The sequence below is a fragment of the Bradyrhizobium macuxiense genome, from assembly GCF_007993935.1.
In the GTDB taxonomy this organism is placed as follows: domain Bacteria; phylum Pseudomonadota; class Alphaproteobacteria; order Rhizobiales; family Xanthobacteraceae; genus Bradyrhizobium; species Bradyrhizobium macuxiense_A.
The window spans coordinates 473,169-488,750 of the sequence record NZ_VITY01000001.1 but is presented as its reverse complement, the minus strand read 5'-3'; the positions used below and the strand labels follow the sequence as shown (position 1 = coordinate 488,750).

Here is a 15,582-nt window from a genome sequence, read left to right as displayed (position 1 = left end):
CCCGTCGGTAGGGGCTCATTGAGCCTCACTGCCGCGCAAAGATTCAAATCTTGAATCGAAGCGGCTGAATCATGCGCTACGAATTGACGAGGGATGGATTCCCATCAGGCCGATGCTGCCAGGCAGGCCGCGCGGCGTACCACGGGTGAACGATCGTCGCGTCCTCGGAGCGGCGTCAGTCCGGGACGCCGGCCGCCTTCAGCGTCTCGCGATAAGTCGCGGACATCGATTGCACCGGGAACGGAATTCGCGACATGAATCCGGAGATCGAAAACTCCGGGTCGACCTTGAGCAATTCGCGCGCGATCTGGGTTGCACGCGCAGTCTCGCCGGTCTTGACCAGCGCCACGATCAGGACGCGCAGGGCGACTGCGAAGCGGCGGTTCTGCGCCAGCGCCTTGTCGGCCCACATCACCGCTTCGGCAAAGTTTCCGTCGAGCACCGCGCAGATCGCCAGCGCCGCGGAGGCGAACCAGCCGCGTGGGTCGCGCGGGTTGAGCCGCTGCGCGCGCTCGATCATGGCGCGGCCGGCCTGCTGGTTGCCGCGCATCGCCTCGATCCAGCCGCCGAGCACCAGCGCCATCGCCGAGTTCGGGTTGATTGCAAGCGAGCGCTCGAACAATTCGCGCGCGGGCTCGATCTCGTCGGCCATGTTCCAGATCGCGAACGCCGCCATCCACAGCACCTGCGGATCACCGGGCGTGAGCTCGACCGCGCGCCAGGCCTGCGCGACCGCGCGCTCTCGGTAAGCGTCATCAGGCTTCAGCCAGCCCTGGACATGGCGCATCGCGTGGCAATAGGCCGATGCAGCAAGCGCCGGCGCGTAGTTCGGATCGAGCGCCAGCGCCTGGTCGAGGCAATCGAGCGCGGCTTCCATGCTCTCGGGCGTGAACTCGTAGCGCAGGCTGTAGGCGCGCAGCAGCAGATCGTAGGCGTCGAGCTTGTCGGGCGGTGCTGCGCGCACCCGCTCGGCCTCGGCGACCAGCATCGTCGGCTCGATCGCGCCGACCACGTTCTCGGTGATGCGGTCCTGCAGGTCGAACACGTCGGTCGCCGCGCCATCAAAGCGATCCGCCCACAGATGCGCGCCGGAGCTGGCGTCGATCAACTGTCCGGTGATGCGCAGCCGATCGCCGCCGCGGCGGACGCTGCCCTCGAGCACATAGCCGACGCCGAGCTCACGACCGACCTGGCGGATGTCGACCGCCTTGCCCTTGTAGGTGAAGGCGGAGTTGCGCGCGATCACGGTGAGGCGGCTGCAACGCGCCAGCGCGGTGGTGATGTCCTCGGCGATCCCGTCGGCGAAATAATCCTGCTCGGGATCGCCGCTCATATTGGTGAAGGGCAGCACCGCGATCGACGGGCCCTCGCTCGGCCGCGGCGGCGCCGTGCCGTCCGCAACCGGACGAGCGGGTGCGGTGTCCTCCCTGACATCGCCGACGAAGCGGAGACCTTTGCGGGGCAGGGTGCGGATCAGCCGCTGTTCCTCGCCATTGTCGCCGATCGCGGTCCGCGCCGCATTGACCCGGCTGCTCAGCGTCGCCTCCGAGACGATCCGCCCGTGCCAGACCGCGGCCAGCACCTCGTCGCGGCTGACCACACGGTCGCGGGCACGGATCAGGAATTCGAGGAGGTCGAAGACCTGCGGCTCGACGGCCACCAGGGCATCGCCGCGGCGCAGCTCCCGGCGCCCGGAATCGAGGGTCAAGTCGTTGAAATGGTAGGTCAAATCGAAGAGTCCGGCGGCCGGCGGCTGAGTCCGCGGCGGAACCTAGCACAGGCGGGGCGGAGCCAAAATCACGACGGTCTGAAGGACAAATCCATGTCCTCTGAAAGCGGACGGGGGTGGTCTCTGCAATATTGATTTCAACACCAGAGTTAAGGAGACCGCCATGACCCAATCGATCAATCAGCAACGCCGCCGCTTCCTCGGCATCGCCGGCGGGATCCTCGCCGCTTCCAGGCTCGGCTTCATTGGATCGGCCAGCGCGCAATCCGCGGCGCTGCCCACGGTCAAGGCTGGCGGCCACACCACGATCGGTCCGGTCAAGCAGATCAATGCCGGCCTGCTCGATACCGGATATGTCGAGATGGGTCCGGCTTCCGGTCCCGCCGTGATCCTGCTGCACGGCTGGCCCTACGACATCTACAGCTATGCCGACGTCGCGCCGGCGCTGGCGGAGGCCGGTTATCGCGTGATCGTGCCGCATCTGCGCGGCTACGGCACCACGCGTTTCCTTTCCAGCGACACCATGCGCAGCGGCCAGCCGGTCACGGTCGCCGCCGATATCATTGCCTTGATGGATGCCCTGAAGATCGAGAAGGCCGTGCTCGGCGGCTACGACTGGGGTGCGCGCACCGCGAACATCATGGCGGTGCTCTGGCCCGAGCGCTGCAAGGCCATGGTGTCGGTCAGCGGCTATCTGATCGGCAGCCAGGCGGCCGGCAAGGTGCCGCTGCCGCCGAAAGCCGAGCTGCAATGGTGGTACCAGTTCTATTTCGCGACCGAGCGCGGCCGCGAGGGCTATGCCAAGAACCGGCACGACTTCAACAAGCTGATCTGGCAGCTCGCCTCGCCGCAGTGGAAGTTCGACGACGCGACCTACGACCGCAGCGCTGGTGCCTTCGAGAACCCCGACCACGTCGATATCGTGATCCACAATTACCGCTGGCGGCTCGGCATCGCCGAGGGCGAGGCGAAGTACGACGCCTTCGAGAAGACACTGGCCCAGGCGCCCGTGATCGCGATCCCGACCATCACGATGGAGGGCGACGCCAATGGCGCGCCGCATCCGGAGCCTGCGGCCTATGCCAAGAAGTTCTCCGGGCATTACGAGCATCGCCAGCTGCCCGGCGGCATCGGCCACAATCTGCCGCAGGAAGCGCCGCAGGCGTTCGTCCAGGCCATCATCGACGTCAGCAAGGTCTGAGCATGATCCGGAAAAGTGCGAAGCGATTTTCCCTGCGACAAACGCGAAGCGTTTGCGCGGTGATCATGCTCAAATAACGAACGCGGACCACCGATCATGAATCAAGTTTTGAAATGGGCAGCTGCCGCGATCGCGGCAGCCTGCATCAGCGCGTCATTGCCGTTTGCCGTCGGGCATGCTGACGACAACGCGCTGGCATCGCCGATCTTCGGCGTGAAAATTCCGCAAGGCTATCGCGACTGGAAGCTGATCGCGGTCGGCGAGGAGACCGGGCTCGACGAACTGCGCAGCGTGCTCGGCAACGCGACCGCCGTGAAGGCTTATCAGGACGGCGCCGCGCGCTTCCCTGACGGCACCGTGCTGGTCAAGCTGGCCTGGAAGCGCAAGCCGGTCGAAGGCCTCGATGGCGCGTTCATCACGGGGCCGGCGACCACCGTCCAGGTCATGGTCAAGGACTCCACCAAATATGCCTCGACCGGCGGTTGGGGCTTTGGCCGCTTCATCGACGGCAAGCCCGTCGATGCCGCGCAGCACGAGACGTGCTTCGCCTGCCACGAGGCCCACGCCAGCGATCACGATTTCGTCTTCACGCATGATGCGCGCTGAGCCCGCAAATATCCGGTACTATGGCGCAAACGCCACAAGCACAAAAACCACGATCAACGTTGCGGCGCTGAAAGCTGCAATGCCAAGGCAGACGCGTGCTGGGACTGAATAGGATATGAGGCGTGGCTGTTCGAGCATGGCACACTCCTGCTTTTTGGCGGGAGCGCGCTTGGTCTCTCTGTCACCGATATCAGCCCGGATGTCCGCGCGGTGATGAAGGTCAACCTATACCCATCGCATTCGTTCCGAAAGGAACTTGGTGTGGGCCCGAAGGTAAGGAAGCGTCACTTACGCTGTCGAGGACGGACGATGCCGAGATCGGTGTTGAGACCTGATAGCTCCGATCTGGCGCTGCGATGGCTGCGAGGCTAGTTTCGCCGCTGCAATCGCATGCGGGGAACGGCTTTGACCATCACCATCTACGGCATCAAGAACTGCGACACCATGAAGAAGGCGCGCGCCTGGCTCGACGATCACGGCGTCGCCTACGACTTCCACGACTACAAGACTGTCGGGATCGCCAGGGACAAGCTCAAGAAGTGGAGCGAGGAGATCGGCTGGGAGACACTGCTCAACCGCGCCGGCACGACCTTCAAGAAGCTGCCCGATGCCGACAAGGAAGGTTTGAACGAACGCAAGGCGCTGGCGCTGATGGCCGAGCAGCCGTCGATGATCAAGCGTCCGGTGCTCGACCTCGGGCCGAAGCGCGTCGTCGGCTTCAAGCCGGACATCTATGCCAAGGAAGTGCCGGCGAAGGCGCGCAAGAAGGGCTGACGCGTTCGGCGCGAGCCAGGGCGCGTACTCATAAGCGCCGGCGGTCCGGTGTCCGCTTCCCGAGAACAGGCTGATATCGCGAAGCCATGTTGAAATCGGTCGAGAATGACCCAAAGGTGACTAGTCAAAGTTTAGTGCTTGGCTGGTGCAACAAGCCACTTTCGCGTACCCTATCGGGCTAACAGTCGAAGGGATTTGGTGGCGTCGCACGTGGGAGGGTTGCTCAGGACGACCGGCGCTCCACGTCTTAACGCATCCGGTCGCTGATCTTGCGGGAAGCGAAGCGGCAAAGTGATGAAGCTGGCGGATTTCGTTTCCAAACTGAAAACGTCTTCGATCGACGCTGCGGAAAATCCGATAGTTTTCGTTGCTCTTGATCTCATTTTCCAGACTACTGCTCTGGCGGTTCTTTCGGTTATTGGGTGGGGTGGCGTTTATTTGTTCCTTTTCGCACGTAGCCACAGTAGCTTCGCGGGAGTGGCCTCAATTTCATGTGGGATACTGATTCTTATGCTGGCCGCGTGGAGGGCACTCAAAGCAGACATCAAAGCCCCCGACGCTCCACGTATGAACTGGTTGATGATCTGGAAGCGTCGCGCCGGAGGGGCATGCGATTATCGAGACTAGGGTGGATAGGGGGCGCCATGATCGCCGATCAGATTTTCAGCGACGATGTCGCCCTCTGGCCCTTCGTCGACATGGCGGATTGATGAGTACGCGCCCTAGATCAGTTCGACCGAATCCTGGCTCGCCGGGCGATCCGCCGGCACGAACCTGCGGTCGATCACCGCGCGGACGGTGACGACAGGGACGGCCTTCGCCGTCACGCCCATCAGATTGTGCAGCCGGAAGCCGCCCTCGATGCTGATCGCCTTGTAGGAGCCGACGATGTGCTCGACGGCATCGCCGCGGCCGAACGGCAGCAGCAGCCGCTCATAGGACACGTCCTTGCCGTCGGCGTCCGTGACCTCCGCAACCGTATAGGTCGGACGCTTGCGCGCAAGGCAGGCGCGATACGAGAGGATCACGCCGGCGTAGCGCTCCGGGCTGATCGCGTCATCGAGGTAGCGGTTGGTGCGCAGCCGCGGATCGACGTGCTCGTTACCGTAAGCCGTGGTCAGCCGCGCGCCTTCCTGCGTGATGATGAAACGGGCAGCGTCGCCGCTGCCCTCGACGTCAAAGCCCATCATGTCGGCGCGTTCGTCGGCAGTGCCTTCGGTGTGGAAGTCGCACAGCAGAGGAAGAGTGTCGGGCGCGCGCACCGCGCGCAGCCAGGCATTCAGCAGCACGCGCTGCGTGATCGATTTGACCACCGATGGATCTGCACTCTGGAATGGCATCGGCTAGCCGAAGTGCGGGATGGTTTGGCCGCGGGCATAAAGCCGCAGCCACGTGTTCAGGACATCACGGTGGCGGATCGATTTGACGAACGAGGAATTGGTGCGTTCGAAATGCAAGGCTCTAGCCGTTCATCATGCAATGGCCGGGAGTTTCGCCGAGAGGCGGAAATATTCTATGAAAGGGAACGTCCGGAGCAAAACAGCCTTAATGGCGACTTTCCGAGGCGCAAAGCGCGTTGAAATACCATTCGACTAAGGATCAACCGGAACCGGTCGTTCCGATACCGCACTGCACAGCTTTCCACCTTGCGTAACCGCCGTAGATGACGGCATATTCCGGCCCGGAGGCGACAGGCCCCCGGACGGTTTCCAAGACGTACGGACAACCTGTCGAACATGAAAAAAGCTGGCCACGCGGGCGAGGGGCTTCGCGGCGATGGCGTATGGGGGAATCTATTTGGCCGATGAGTTCATCCTCGAAACCAGCGGATTGACCAAGGAATTCGCGGGTTTCTTTGCCGTTCGCGACGTCGCGCTCAAGGTGCGTCGCGGCAGTATCCATGCGTTGATCGGGCCGAACGGCGCCGGCAAGACGACCTGTTTCAATCTGCTGACCAAATTCCTGAAGCCGACGGGCGGGCAGATTCGCTACAAGGGCCAGGACATCACCGCGATGCCGCCGGCCGACGTGGCGCGGCTCGGGCTGGTCCGCTCGTTCCAGATTTCGGCGGTATTTCCGCATCTGACCGCGCTCGAGAACGTGCGCGTCGCGTTGCAGCGCCAGCATGGTTCGTCATTCGATTTCTGGCGCTCGAAGAGCGTGCTCGACCGCTTCAATCCGCGCGCCCATGAACTTCTGAACGACGTCGGCTTGAGCGAATTCGCCAACACGCCGGCGGTCGAGATGCCGTACGGCCGCAAGCGCGCACTTGAAATTGCAACGACGCTCGCGCTCGACCCCGAGATGATGCTGCTCGACGAACCGATGGCCGGCATGGGCCACGAGGACATCGACAAGATCGCGGCGCTGATCAAGCGGATCTCGGCCAAATACACCATCCTGATGGTCGAACATAACCTCTCGGTGGTGGCCAACCTCTCCGACATCATCACCGTGCTGACGCGCGGGCAGGTGCTGGCGGAGGGCAATTACGCCGACCTCTCCAAGGACGAGCGCGTGAAGGAAGCCTATCTGGGAGCGGGTCATGGCTGAGGCAAAACTGGCGGAGAGGCCCGTGGCTGCGGCCGGCGCCGAGGTGCTGACGGTCAACGACCTGCAGGCCTGGTACGGCGAATCGCACATTCTTCACGGCATCAATTTCAACGTGAAGGCCGGCGAGGTGGTGACGCTGCTCGGCCGCAACGGCGCCGGCAAGACCACCACGCTGAAGTCGATCATGGGCGTCATCAACAAGCGCTCCGGCTCGATCCGCTTCGACAACAAGGAGATCATCCGCGCCACCTCCGACCGCATCGCGCGGCTCGGCATCGCATTCTGCCCCGAGGAGCGCGGCATCTTCTCCAGCCTCGACGTGCGCGAGAACCTGATGCTGCCGCCGGTGGTGCGTCCGGGCGGCCTGCCGCTCGACCAGATCTTCACGCTGTTTCCGAACCTGAAGGAGCGTCTCACCAGCCAGGGGACCAAGCTCTCGGGCGGCGAGCAGCAGATGCTGGCGATCGCGCGTATCCTGCGCACCGGTGCGCGCTTCTTGATGCTGGACGAGCCGACCGAAGGGCTGGCGCCGGTCATCATTCAGCAGATCGGGCACACCATTGCGCGCCTGAAGTCGCAGGGCTTCACGATCCTGTTGGTCGAACAGAATTTCCGTTTCGCCTCGACGGTTGCCGACCGCTACTACATCGTCGAGCACGGCAAGGTGATCGACGGCTTCGCCAATTCCGAGCTGTCGGCCAACATGGACAAGCTTCATACCTATCTCGGCGTCTGAAGCCGCCGAGCCAGAAAATTTAAGGACTGAGGGAATCCCCATGAAGAACACGATTTCTGCGCTTCTGCTCGGCACCGCGATCGCGCTCAGCGTCGCGAGCGTTGCCTCCGCCGACGACAAGGTCGTCAAGATCGGCGTGTTGTCGGATCAGTCCGGCCTCTACGCCGACCTCGCCGGTCCCGGCTCGACGCTGGCGGCCCAGATGGCGATCGAGGATTCCGGCCTCAAGGCCAAGGGCTGGACCATCGACCTGATCTCCGGCGATCACCAGAATAAGCCCGATATCGGCACCACCATCGCCCGCCAGTGGTTCGACGTCGACAAGGTCGATACCGTCGTCGACGTGCCGAATTCCGGCGTCGCGCTCGCGGTCAACAACGTCGTCAAGGAAAAGAACGGCGTCTACATCAATTCGGGTGCGGCGACCTCGGACCTCACCAACGCGCAGTGCTCGCCGAACACGGTGCACTGGACCTATGACACCTACATGCTCGCTCACGCCACCGGCCAGGCGCTGGTGAAGGCGGGCGGGGACACCTGGTTCTTCCTGACCGCGGACTACGCGTTCGGCGCGGCGCTGGAGCGCGATACCACCGCGGTTGTCACCGCCAACGGCGGCAAGGTGGTCGGTGGGGTCAAGCATCCGCTCAACACCGCCGACTTCTCCTCGTTCCTGCTGCAGGCGCAGGCCTCCAAGGCCAAGATCATCGGTCTCGCCAATGCCGGCGGCGACACCACCAACTCGATCAAGCAGGCGGCCGAGTTCGGTATCGTCAAGGGCGGCCAGAAGCTCGCGGCGCTCTTGCTGTTCCTCACCGACGTCAAGGCGATCGGCCTCGAGACCGCGCAGGGCCTCAACTTCACCGAGACGTTCTACTGGGACCTCAACGACAACACCCGGGCGTTCTCCAAGCGCTTCTCGGAAAAGATGAAGAACAGCGCGCCCCCGACCATGGTGCAGGCCGGCGTCTATGCGGGTCTGATGCATTACTTCAAGGCGCTGGAAGCGCTCGGCGGCAATCCGCATGACGGCGCCAAGGTGGTTGCGAAGATGAAGACGATCCCGACCGACGATCCGCTGTTCGGCAAGGGCGAGGTCGAGGCCAACGGCCGCGTCACCCACGACGCGTATCTGTTCGAGGTGAAGAAGCCCTCGGAGTCCAAGGGACCGTGGGACTTCTACAAGCTGGTCGGCACCGTGCCGGGCAACCAGGCCTTCACGCCGCTCGACAAGAGCACCTGCGCGCTTCTGAAGAAGTGACGATCATGCCCGCCGGCCGCGCGCGTGGCCGGCGGGCTTCATCTATCCAGCGAAAGCTCATTCGATGCAGGCTCTCTACGCACAGCTTCTGGTGGGACTGATCAACGGCTCGTTCTACGCGCTGCTCAGTCTGGGGCTCGCCGTCATCTTCGGCATGCTCAACATCATCAATTTCGCGCATGGCGCGCTCTACATGATGGGCGCCTTCGTGGCGTATTTCCTGCTCAATCTGGGCGGCATCAACTACTGGTGGGCGCTGCTCATCGCACCTGTCATCGTCGGCATCTTCGGCATGATCCTCGAGCGCACCATGCTGCAATGGCTGGCCGGCCTCGACCACCTTTATGGACTGCTTCTGACGTTCGGCATCGCGCTGATCGTGCAGGGCGTGTTCCAGAACTATTTCGGCTCCTCCGGCCTGCCGTATTCGATTCCGGATCAGCTCAAGGGCGGCGTCAATCTCGGCTTCATGTTCTTGCCCATCTATCGCGGCTGGGTCGTCATATTCTCCCTTGTGGTGTGCCTTGCCACCTGGTTCCTGATCGAGAAGACGCAGCTCGGCGCTTACTTGCGCGCCGCCACCGAGAATCCGACGCTGGTGCGCGCCTTCGGCATCAACGTGCCGCGCATGATCACGCTGACCTACGGGCTCGGCGTCGGTCTTGCCGCGCTCGCCGGCGTCTTGTCGGCGCCGATCAACCAGGTCCGCCCGCTGATGGGCGCCGATCTCATCATCGTGGTGTTCGCGGTGGTCGTGATCGGCGGCATGGGCTCGATCATGGGCTCGATCATCACCGGCTTCGCGCTCGGCGTGATCGAGGGACTGACAAAGTATTTTTATCCCGAAGCCTCCAACACCGTGGTGTTTGTCCTGATGGTGGTGGTGTTGCTGGTGAAGCCAACGGGACTGACGGGACGGGCGGCCTGATATGTCAGCATTGACCGACGATACACTTCCGATGACGCCGCGCGCGATGCGCGACGAGATGATCGTATTCGCCGTGATGGCGGCGCTGCTGGCGGTGGTGCCGTTCACGGGGATCTATCCGTTCTTCGTGATGCAGGCGCTGTGCTTTGCGCTGCTCGCCTGCGCCTTCAATCTCCTGATCGGCTATGGCGGCCTGCTGTCGTTCGGCCACGCCATGTTCCTCGGCACCGCCGGCTACGTCTCGGCGCACGCGCTGAAGGTGTGGGGGCTGTCGCCGGAGCTCGGCATCGTGGTCGGCACAGCGGCGGCGGCCTTGCTCGGCCTCGCCACCGGCTACATCTCGATCAAGCGGCAGGGCATCTACTTCTCGATGATCACGCTGGCGCTGTCGCAACTGCTCTACTTCCTTTATCTGCAGGCGCCGTTCACCCATGGCGAGGACGGCATCCAGGGCATCCCGCAGGGCCATCTGCTCGGGATCTTCGATCTGTCGAAGCCGTTGGTGCTTTACTACGTCGTCCTGGTCGGCTTCCTCGCCGGCTTCCTCTTGATCTACCGCACCATCAACTCGCCGTTCGGCGAGGTGCTGAAGTCGATCCGCGAGAATGAGCCGCGCGCGATCTCGCTCGGCTACAAGACCGACCAGTACAAGCTGCTGGCCTTCATCCTGTCGGGCACGCTGGCGGGCTTCGCCGGCTCGCTGAAGGTGTTCGTGGCGCAGAACGCCTCGCTCACTGACGTGCACTGGTCGATGTCCGGTGAAATCGTCCTGATGACGCTGGTCGGCGGCCTCGGCACCATCTTCGGCCCGGTGGTCGGTGCCTTCGTGATCATCGCCATGCAGCAGTATCTCGCCGGTTTCGGCCAGTGGGTGACGGTGATCCAGGGCGTGATCTTCGTGTCCTGCGTGCTGCTGTTCCGGCGCGGCCTGGTCGGCGAGCTGGCTCACCTGCTGCGGCGGTCGCTGTAGGGCAGGGCCCGATTATCAGCCGACTTAGCGGTGGACGACCGCCCGTTCGGGCGGTCGTTTCAGGTTTTTTCCCCGCCAGATGCTCTATGACAGTTCTGTGACAGTCGCTAAAAGGGCTGTCCCGGAATGATGGAACTGAGACATGCTGCGCTGGTTTCGCGCCTTTCTGCCCAAGGAAGAGCGATTTTTCGACCTGTTCGCCCGCCACGCCCAGACCTCCGTGCAGTGCGCGAAGGCGCTGCAGGACATGCTCAGGGGCGGGGACGAGACCCCGGTCTTCTGCCAGCGCGTCAATCAATTCGAGAACGACGCCGATAGCGTCACCCGCGAGGTCCTGACCGCGGTTCGCCGCACCTTCATCACCCCGTTCGACCGCGGCGACATCAAGAACCTGATCACGTCGATGGACGATGCGGTCGACCAGATGCAGGCGACCGCAAAGGCGGTGATGCTGTTCGAGGTGCGCGAATTCGAGCCGCCGATGCGCGAGATGGGCGGCCTGATCGTTGAATGCGCCAACCTGGTCGGCCGCGCGCTGCCCCTGTTGCAGGCGATCGGCCAGAACGTCTCGATGCTGACCCAGATCACCGAGGAGCTGACCAAGCTCGAGGGCCGGGTCGACGATCTCCAGGATATCGGGCTCAAGGAGCTGTTCCTGAAGCATCGCGACGCCAACACCATGGACTTCATCGTCGGCGCGGAGATCTACGATCACCTCGAGAAGGTGGCTGACCGCTTCGACGACGTCGCCAACGAGATCAACTCGATCGTGATCGAGCAAGTGTAAAGCGGGGCGAATACGTGGACGCCACGCTGGGCCTTCCGGTTCTCACCATCCTGATCGCGGTCGCGCTGCTGTTCGACTTCCTGAACGGCCTGCACGACGCCGCGAATTCGATCGCGACCATCGTCTCGACCCGCGTGCTGCGGCCGCAATACGCGGTGTTCTGGGCGGCCTTTTTCAACTTCGTCGCCTTCGCGGTGTTCGGCCTGCACGTCGCCAACACGATCGGCACCGGGATCATCGACCCGTCGGTGGTGGATGCGACCGTGATCTTCGCCGCGCTGGTCGGCGCGATCGTCTGGAACGTGATCACCTGGGCGCTGGGCATTCCGTCATCGAGCTCGCACGCGCTGATCGGCGGCCTGGTCGGCGCCGGCATGGCGAAGGCGGGCATTTCGGCGGCGGTGTGGAGCGGGCTCACCAAGACCTTGCTCGCGATCGTGCTGTCGCCGCTGATCGGCTTCCTCTTGGCGCTGGTGCTGGTTGCGATCGTGTCCTGGCTCTCGGTGCGCTCGACGCCGTTCGCGGTCGATCGCGCCTTCCGCATTCTGCAATTCGCCTCGGCCTCGCTCTATTCGCTCGGCCATGGCGGCAACGACGCGCAGAAGACCATGGGCATCATCGGCGTGCTGCTCTACTCGCAGGGCCATCTCGGCGACACTTTCGAGATCCCGTTCTGGGTCGTGCTGGCCTGCCAGAGCGCGATGGCGCTGGGCACCTTGATGGGCGGCTGGCGGATCGTGCGCACCATGGGGCTGCGGATCACCAAGCTGACGCCGATGCAGGGGTTCTGCGCCGAGACCGGCGGCGCCGTGACGCTGTTCTTGGCGACCTATCTCGGAGTTCCCGTATCGACCACCCACACCATCACCGGCGCCATTGTCGGCGTCGGCGCCGCGCGGCGGCTCTCCGCCGTGCGCTGGAACGTGGCGAGCTCGATCGTCTACGCCTGGGTGATCACGATCCCGGCGTCGGCCGCGGTCGCCGCCGCGACTTATTGGGTCGTGCAGGTATTGAAATAGCGTGTTCGAGCGAAGTGGAAGTCGGTTCGCGTTAAGAAAACGCGTCCAAAAAAGAAGTGACTAGCCGACCAGCTTCAGCCCGACGATGCCGGACACGATCAGCCCGATGCTGGCGAGCCGCATCGCGGTCGCGGGTTCGCCGAGCAGGATGATGCCGAGCGCCGCGGTGCCGACCGCGCCGATCCCGGTCCAGACCGCGTAGGCGGTTCCAATCGGCAGCGTCTTCAGCGCGAGGCCGAGCAGGATGATGCTGCCGGCCATCGCGGCGAGCGTCAGCACCGACGGCACCAGCCGCGAGAAGCCCTCGGTGTATTTCAGCCCGATCGCCCAGCCGATCTCGAGCAGGCCAGCGGTGAACAGAATGGCCCAAGCCATCACGAACCCTCCAGATAAGGCAGGGTCGTCCCCGCGGGTGGTATGGTGAGAAGAAGGTCGTCCCTCGCGTCCCGATATGGGGCTGGTGCGGCCGTTCCGCATTGCGACAAAACGCCCTTGATTGCGCCCGTTTTCCCTGCCAAATGCCCCGCCATGTCCGACATCTCAGTTTCAGCCGAATCGCCGTCCCGCTCGCCGCTTTCCGAGGAAGTGGCGCGCCGGCGCACCTTTGCGATCATCTCGCACCCGGACGCCGGCAAGACCACGCTGACGGAAAAGCTGCTGCTGTTCGGCGGCGCCATCAACCTCGCGGGCCAGGTCAAGGCCAAGGGCGAGCGGCGCAACACGCGGTCGGACTGGATGAAGATCGAGCGTGAGCGCGGCATCTCGGTCGTCACCTCGGTGATGACCTTCGAGTTCAACGAGCTCGTGTTCAACCTGCTGGACACGCCGGGCCACGAGGACTTTTCGGAAGATACCTATCGCACGCTGACCGCGGTCGACTCCGCCGTCATGGTGATCGACGCCGCGAAGGGCATCGAGGCGCGCACCCGAAAGCTGTTCGAGGTGTGCCGGCTGCGCGACATTCCGATCATCACCTTCATCAACAAGATGGACCGCGAGAGCCGCGACATGTTCGAGCTGCTCGATGAGATCGAGAAGACGCTGGCGCTCGACACCACGCCGATGACCTGGCCGGTCGGCCGCGGCCGCGATTTCCTCGGCACCTATGACGTCGTCAATGGCGGCGTGCGGCTGCTCGAGGGCGGCGGCGCCAAGACCGGCGCCACCGAGCAGATCGACATCGCCGATCTCGGCAAGCGCAACCCCAATCTCGACGTTGCCGAGGTCAAGGATGAGCTCGCGCTGGCGTCGGAAGCCTGCAAGCCGTTCGAGCTCGCAGCGTTCCGCGAGGGCCATCTGACGCCGGTCTATTTCGGCAGCGCGCTGCGCAATTTCGGCGTCGGCGATCTGCTGGAAGGTCTCGGCAAGTTCGCGCCGGCGCCGCGCGCGCAGGATTCCGATCTGCGCAAGGTCGAGGCGGCCGAGCCGCGCATGAGCGCGTTCGTGTTCAAGATCCAGGCCAACATGGATCCGAACCACCGCGACCGCATCGCCTTTGCCCGGCTGTGCTCGGGCAAGCTCAGCCGCGGCATGAAGGCCAAGCTGGTACGAACCGGCAAGAACATGAGCCTGTCGAGCCCGCAATTCTTCTTCGCCCAGGACCGCTCGGTGGCGGACGAGGCGTTTGCCGGCGATGTCGTCGGCATTCCCAACCACGGCACGCTCAGGATCGGCGACACGCTCACCGAAGGCGAGGATCTGACCTTCGTCGGCGTGCCGAGCTTCGCGCCGGAAATCGTCCGCCGCGTTCGCCTGACGGATGCGATGAAGGCGAAGAAGCTGAAGGAAGCGCTGCAGCAGATGTCGGAGGAGGGCGTCGTGCAGGTGTTCCGTCCGCGCGACGGAGCGCCGGCGCTGGTCGGCGTGGTCGGCCCGCTGCAGCTCGACGTGCTGAAGGCGCGGCTCGATGCGGAATACTCGCTGCCGGTCGAGTTCGAGGTCTCCGAATTCTCGCTGGCGCGCTGGATCTCATCCGACGACCGCAAGGCGCTCGACGCTTTCATCTCCGCCAACAATTCCGGCATCGCCGACGACGTCGACGGCGATCCCGTGTTCATGGCCAAGAACGAGTTCTATCTCGGCTACACCCGCGAGCGCGCCGAGGGCATCACCTTCTCCAACGTCAAGGACGTGAAGAAGAAGGCGTAAGTCCGCTTGCTCCGTGTCGTCCCCCGGCTCGACCGGGGGACCCACTACGCCGCGGCTCATCCGTTCAATTACCGGTGTCTCTGGAATACTGGATCGCCCGATCGAGCCTGGCGATGACGGCGAAGGTTGGGAGGGCCGCCGTTCGTCCGCGCAAGGAATTGAACGCAGCCCGGCTTGCTCCGCTCCGGCCGCGGTATCATTTTCCCCGGAGCGCATCCCGGGTCCAACCGCATGTTCCGACGCGTTGCCATCTGCCTCGCTTTTGCTGTGCTGGCCTTTGCCTTCGCGGGCACGGCTGGCGCGCGGCAGCGGCACCAGACGAACCCGGTGCCGTTCGCACACACGCCCTGCAGCGTGCTCGACAACGGGCCCTGCATCCCGTCCTACTGCAGCGTGCTCAATCACGGGCCGTGCCTGCCCGAGATCGATTATCCGTACGGTGAAAATCTCCAGCTCACGATCCTGACCGTGCCGCCCGAGGGGCAGGCCGAGAAGTACCGCAAGCCCGATCATGATCTCGATACCATCGGCGATTTGTTCGCCGCGCTGCGCGCCTGCTGGGCGCCGCCGCCGCCCGATGACGCGCGGGAGGGCATGCAGATGTCGGTACGCTTCAGCTTCAAACGATCAGGCGAGATGATCGGCGCGCCGCGCCTGACGTTTTCGACGCGGGGCATCCCGGCGGACACCCGCACCACCTACCTCAACGCGATCAATGCCTCGCTCGATGCCTGCCTGCCGCTGAAATTCACCGGCGGGCTGGGCGGCGCGCTCGCCGGCCGCCCGATCATGATCCGCTATGTCGACAACCGCGAATTGGCCAAGCCGGCCGGCAATCCATGATCCGTCACCGGGCGTGATGGATTGCGT

16 protein-coding genes are annotated in these 15,582 nt (G+C 63.9%); 13 read left to right on the top strand and 3 right to left on the bottom strand.

Annotation, left to right across the window (positions count from 1 at the left end; genetic code table 11):
* Positions 1-175: 175 nt before the first annotated feature.
* Positions 176-1,729, bottom strand: a complete 1,554-nt coding sequence (locus FBZ93_RS02360; RefSeq protein WP_146984367.1) for a winged helix-turn-helix domain-containing tetratricopeptide repeat protein — start codon at positions 1,727-1,729, stop codon at positions 176-178.
* Between the two features lie 163 nt (positions 1,730-1,892).
* Here FBZ93_RS02360 and FBZ93_RS02355 point away from each other — a divergent pair, with 163 nt between their 5' ends.
* From FBZ93_RS02355 to FBZ93_RS02340, 4 genes are all read left to right on the top strand, one after another.
* Positions 1,893-2,930 carry an alpha/beta fold hydrolase gene (locus FBZ93_RS02355; RefSeq protein ID WP_146984366.1) on the top strand — a complete coding sequence of 346 codons (1,038 nt, stop codon included), beginning with the start codon at positions 1,893-1,895 and terminating at the stop codon, positions 2,928-2,930.
* Between the two features lie 96 nt (positions 2,931-3,026).
* Positions 3,027-3,536 (top strand): cytochrome P460 family protein, encoded by a 510-nt coding sequence (locus tag FBZ93_RS02350; RefSeq protein WP_146984365.1) that lies wholly within the window; start codon positions 3,027-3,029, stop codon positions 3,534-3,536.
* Positions 3,537-3,941: 405 nt separating this feature from the next.
* Positions 3,942-4,310 (top strand): ArsC family reductase, encoded by a 369-nt coding sequence (locus FBZ93_RS02345; protein WP_146984364.1) that lies wholly within the window; start codon positions 3,942-3,944, stop codon positions 4,308-4,310.
* A 294-nt stretch (positions 4,311-4,604) separates the two neighbouring features.
* Positions 4,605-4,937 carry a hypothetical protein gene (locus FBZ93_RS02340; RefSeq protein ID WP_146984363.1) on the top strand — a complete coding sequence of 111 codons (333 nt, stop codon included), beginning with the start codon at positions 4,605-4,607 and terminating at the stop codon, positions 4,935-4,937.
* 95 nt (positions 4,938-5,032) lie between these two features.
* Here the strand turns inward: FBZ93_RS02340 and FBZ93_RS02335 are convergent, their stop codons facing one another.
* Positions 5,033-5,623: a hypothetical protein gene (locus FBZ93_RS02335; protein WP_246667329.1), complete on the bottom strand. Its 591-nt coding sequence runs from the start codon at positions 5,621-5,623 to the stop codon at positions 5,033-5,035.
* Between the two features lie 484 nt (positions 5,624-6,107).
* On the opposite strand from FBZ93_RS02335, the gene FBZ93_RS02330 reads away from it, so the two are divergent.
* From FBZ93_RS02330 to FBZ93_RS02300, 7 genes are all read left to right on the top strand, one after another.
* Positions 6,108-6,863 (top strand): ABC transporter ATP-binding protein, encoded by a 756-nt coding sequence (locus FBZ93_RS02330; protein ID WP_050419084.1) that lies wholly within the window; start codon positions 6,108-6,110, stop codon positions 6,861-6,863.
* Positions 6,856-7,599, top strand: coding sequence for an ABC transporter ATP-binding protein (locus FBZ93_RS02325; protein WP_146984361.1), 744 nt, complete (start codon positions 6,856-6,858; stop codon positions 7,597-7,599). The genes FBZ93_RS02330 and FBZ93_RS02325 overlap by 8 nt, the downstream gene beginning before the upstream one ends.
* Positions 7,600-7,639: 40 nt before the next feature.
* The gene (locus FBZ93_RS02320) at positions 7,640-8,860 is read left to right on the top strand and encodes an ABC transporter substrate-binding protein (protein ID WP_146984360.1); all 1,221 of its coding nucleotides are present in this window, start codon (positions 7,640-7,642) and stop codon (positions 8,858-8,860) included.
* A gap of 64 nt (positions 8,861-8,924) precedes the next feature.
* On the top strand, positions 8,925-9,788 hold the full coding sequence (locus tag FBZ93_RS02315) for a branched-chain amino acid ABC transporter permease (protein WP_050406473.1): 864 nt from the start codon (positions 8,925-8,927) through the stop codon (positions 9,786-9,788).
* A 1-nt stretch (position 9,789) separates the two neighbouring features.
* Complete coding sequence (locus tag FBZ93_RS02310; protein ID WP_146984359.1) at positions 9,790-10,758, top strand: branched-chain amino acid ABC transporter permease; 969 nt, start codon at positions 9,790-9,792, stop codon at positions 10,756-10,758.
* A gap of 142 nt (positions 10,759-10,900) precedes the next feature.
* Complete coding sequence (locus tag FBZ93_RS02305) at positions 10,901-11,545, top strand: DUF47 domain-containing protein (protein ID WP_146984358.1); 645 nt, start codon at positions 10,901-10,903, stop codon at positions 11,543-11,545.
* A 14-nt stretch (positions 11,546-11,559) separates the two neighbouring features.
* Positions 11,560-12,564 (top strand): inorganic phosphate transporter, encoded by a 1,005-nt coding sequence (locus tag FBZ93_RS02300; protein WP_146984357.1) that lies wholly within the window; start codon positions 11,560-11,562, stop codon positions 12,562-12,564.
* 60 nt (positions 12,565-12,624) lie between these two features.
* Here FBZ93_RS02300 and sugE read toward each other — a convergent pair whose 3' ends face one another.
* On the bottom strand, positions 12,625-12,939 hold the full coding sequence (gene sugE, locus FBZ93_RS02295; protein ID WP_050419043.1) for a quaternary ammonium compound efflux SMR transporter SugE: 315 nt from the start codon (positions 12,937-12,939) through the stop codon (positions 12,625-12,627).
* A 153-nt stretch (positions 12,940-13,092) separates the two neighbouring features.
* Between sugE and FBZ93_RS02290 the strand changes: the two genes are divergently transcribed.
* Positions 13,093-14,712, top strand: a complete 1,620-nt coding sequence (locus tag FBZ93_RS02290) for a peptide chain release factor 3 (protein ID WP_146984356.1) — start codon at positions 13,093-13,095, stop codon at positions 14,710-14,712.
* 231 nt (positions 14,713-14,943) lie between these two features.
* Positions 14,944-15,555 carry a hypothetical protein gene (locus FBZ93_RS02285; protein WP_167528879.1) on the top strand — a complete coding sequence of 204 codons (612 nt, stop codon included), beginning with the start codon at positions 14,944-14,946 and terminating at the stop codon, positions 15,553-15,555.
* Positions 15,556-15,582: the final 27 nt, after the last annotated feature.